4 protein-coding genes are annotated in these 3189 nt (G+C 62.1%); all 4 read left to right on the top strand.

Annotated elements, in window-relative coordinates:
- Positions 1–219: aconitase family protein (locus tag QVE23_RS11020; RefSeq protein WP_502919077.1), on the top strand; the 219-nt coding region annotated here is incomplete at its 5' end.
- A gap of 5 nt (positions 220–224) precedes the next feature.
- A complete protein-coding gene (gene leuD, locus QVE23_RS06890; protein ID WP_021747635.1) occupies positions 225–710 on the top strand; it encodes a 3-isopropylmalate dehydratase small subunit in 486 nt (161 codons plus the stop codon).
- 12 nt (positions 711–722) lie between these two features.
- Positions 723–1793 (top strand): 3-isopropylmalate dehydrogenase, encoded by a 1071-nt coding sequence (leuB, locus tag QVE23_RS06895; RefSeq protein ID WP_119311428.1) that lies wholly within the window; start codon positions 723–725, stop codon positions 1791–1793.
- Between the two features lie 172 nt (positions 1794–1965).
- The gene (locus QVE23_RS06900) at positions 1966–2625 is read left to right on the top strand and encodes a metal-dependent hydrolase (protein WP_021747632.1); all 660 of its coding nucleotides are present in this window, start codon (positions 1966–1968) and stop codon (positions 2623–2625) included.
- Positions 2626–3189: the final 564 nt, after the last annotated feature.

Consider the following 3189-nt stretch of genomic DNA (forward strand, 5'->3'; position numbering starts at 1 on the left):
TTTGTCGACGCCGGGTGCATTGTCTCCACCCCCACCTGCGGGCCGTGTCTCGGCGGCTACATGGGCATTCTGGCGGAAGGGGAGCGGTGCGTCTCCACCACCAACCGCAACTTTGTGGGCCGCATGGGCCACGTGAACAGCGAGATTTATCTGGCCAGCCCCGCCACGGCGGCGGCCAGCGCCCTGACGGGCCACATCACCGATCCCAGGGAGGTTTGAACACCATGGAAGCAAGAGGTTCTGTATTCAAATACGGTGACAACATCGACACCGACGTCATCATCCCCGCCCGCTACCTGAACACCCAGAATGCCCGGGAGCTGGCGGACCACTGCATGGAGGACATTGACAAGACCTTCATCACCCGGGTGCAGGCGGGCGACATCATGGTGGGGGGCGAGAACTTCGGCTGCGGCTCCAGCCGGGAGCACGCGCCCCTGGCCATCAAGACCGCCGGCATCGCCTGCGTCATCGCCGCCAGCTTTGCCCGGATTTTCTACCGCAATGCCATCAACATCGGTCTGCCCATCCTGGAGTGCCCGTCAGCCAGCACTGCCATCCGGGAGGGGGACACGGTGTCTGTGAACTTTGACACCGGCGTCATCACCGACGAGACCACAGGCGAGACCTTCCAGGCGGAGCCCTTCCCGCCCTTCATCCAGAAGATCATTCGCTCCGGCGGCCTGATGGCCAGCATCCAGGCGCGGTAAGGAGGCGGCAGTATGGAGAAGAATATCGCGGTGATCTACGGCGACTGCGCCAGCCCGGAGATCGTCACCCAGGCCCTGCGGGTGCTGGACGCGGTGGCTGAGAAATTTGGCCATACCTTTACCTATACGAAAGTCCTGATGGGCGGCGAGGCCATCGACGCCTACGGGGATCCCCTGCCCCAGTCGGAACTGGACAAGTGCCTGCAAAGCGACAGCGTGCTGCTGGGGGCCATCGGCGGCCCCAAGTGGGAGGGCCTGCCCGGTGACAAGCGGGCGGAAAAGGGCCTCCTGCGGCTCCGGGCCGGCATGGGGCTTTACTCCAACAACCGCCCTGCCAAAATCTGGCCCCAGTTGGCGGACGCCTCGCCCCTGAAGCCCGCCATCGTGGAAAAAGGCATTGACTTTATTGTGGTGCGCGAGCTGATCGGCGGCGTCTACTTCGGGGAGCACAGGACCTACGAGGAAAACGGCGAGAAGGTCGCCGTGGACACCATGCCCTATTCCGAGCACGAGATCGAGCGGATCGGCCGCATCGGCTTTGAGACCGCCCGCAAGCGCCAGAAAAAGCTCACCTGCGTGGACAAGGCCAATGTGCTGGACACCAGCCGCCTGTGGCGGGAGGTGATGCACCGCCTGGCGGCGGAGTACCCGGACGTGGAATACCGGGAGATGTTCGTGGACAACTGCGCCATGCAGATCTGCAAGGATCCCGCCCAGTTCGACGTGATTGTCACGGAGAACATGTTCGGCGACATCCTGTCCGACGAGGCCAGCGAGATCACCGGCAGCATCGGCATGGTGCCCTCCTCCAGCCTGGGGGACGGCACCCGGGGGCTGTACGAGCCCATCCACGGCTCTGCCCCGGACATCGCCGGACAGGATATCATCAACCCCATCGCCTGCATCCTGTCCGCGGCCATGATGCTGCGGTACAGCTTCGATATGGCGGCGGAGGCAGACTGCATCGAAGCTGCGGTGAATCAAGTGCTGAACGACGGCATCCGCACCGCCGACATCTGGCGGCCCGGATGTGAGAAGGTGGGCTGCGCTGCCATGGGCGATGCCATCCTGGCCCGGCTGTAAGAAAGATGGAATATGCGGACGGCGTCGGGCCCGAAAAAGCCCGGCGCCGCTTTTTTCGTGGAGGCTGGAATTTACTTTGCCCACCGGATATGATATCATCCCATCAAGAGAACCAACCGACGGAGGCTCTGACAGCTGTCCGTCCCATCTTGGAAAAAGGAGTGCTGCATATATGAAGCTGCAATTTCTGGGCCATGCCTGCTTTCTGCTGGATGACGGCGTCCACAAAGTCCTGACGGACCCCTTCCTCACCGGGGCTGGCCGTCCTGAATGGGCAGAGAAGGTGGACCCGGACGTGATTTTTGTCACCCACGGCCATGGGGACCACGTGGGGGATGCAGCCGCCATCGCCAGACGTACCGGTGCGCCGGTCTGCTGCACAGCGGATCTGGCGGATGCGGTGTTTGTCCCTGCGGGGGTGGCATGCGTCGCCGGAAATCTGGGCGGCACGGTCCGCCTGTCCTTTGGCTGCGCCAAGTTTTTCCAGGCCCTCCACGGCGGCGGTGCGGCGGGCTGTCCTGCCTGCGGCTTCCTTTTTGAGATGGGGGGCAGGAAGATCTATCACGCCGGAGACACGGCCCTGATGACCGATATGACCCTGCTGGCAGACGAGGACATCGACGTGGCGCTGCTGCCCATCGGAGATTTCTACACCATGGGCCCGGCGGATGCCCTCCGGGCAGTGAAGCTGATCCGGCCCCGACTGACGGTCCCCATGCACTACAACACCTTCCAGGCCATCACCCAGGATCCGGAGGCATTCGCCGCCGCCTGCAAAGAGGCGGGATTTGCCGCCAAAGTCCTTCAGCCGGGGGAGGAGATGACCCTGTAAGCAGCCTGGGACGGGAGCGGGCGGAGCACCACAGCGGCTGCCCCGGCACGGGCGAATGAATCGCTTCCGTGCGAAGCCAACAGAGAGTTCTTGGGGGGACAGATCTGCCCGATCATGCAGGCGGCCAGTCAGGCGGTGCTGGAAGCATCGGCATTGAAATTGCTGGCGGAGACTTCACAGCGACTCCAAATCCTACAGGGCAATCGAAGCGAAATTTGATATATCCCTTGCTGGTAACCCGTTACGAACAATCCCTGGTATTTTCCGGCTGTAAAAACCTCCTGAAGCATTAGCCCTTCAGGAGGTTTCTGCAGCTTGTGTTGACAGAAGAGATGCGGACATTGGAGCTCCGCACAGCAGGACGGTGCGTTTGCGCAGTACAAGCGTTTTGCCGCAGGCGGAACCTTGGCGGAGGCAGAATTCATTTCCGCCGAGCATTTGAATCGCCGAAGGGTTTCGCGGGCCATTGGCCTGCGAAACCCAAAAAGAAAGACACGACGAAAGTCGTGTCTTTCTTTTTGGTGACCCGTCGGGGATTCGAACCCCGGACCCACTGCTTAAAAG

Source organism: Oscillibacter sp. KLE 1728 (genome assembly GCF_934833455.1).
Classification (GTDB): Bacteria; Bacillota; Clostridia; order Oscillospirales; family Oscillospiraceae; genus Oscillibacter; species Oscillibacter welbionis.

Coding starts and splice junctions, on each gene's coding strand:
- leuB (WP_119311428.1), top strand. CDS start 723: ATGGAGAAGAATATCGCGGTGATCTACGGCGACTGCGCCAGCCCGGAG.
- QVE23_RS06900 (WP_021747632.1), top strand. CDS start 1,966: ATGAAGCTGCAATTTCTGGGCCATGCCTGCTTTCTGCTGGATGACGGC.
- leuD (WP_021747635.1), top strand. CDS start 225: ATGGAAGCAAGAGGTTCTGTATTCAAATACGGTGACAACATCGACACC.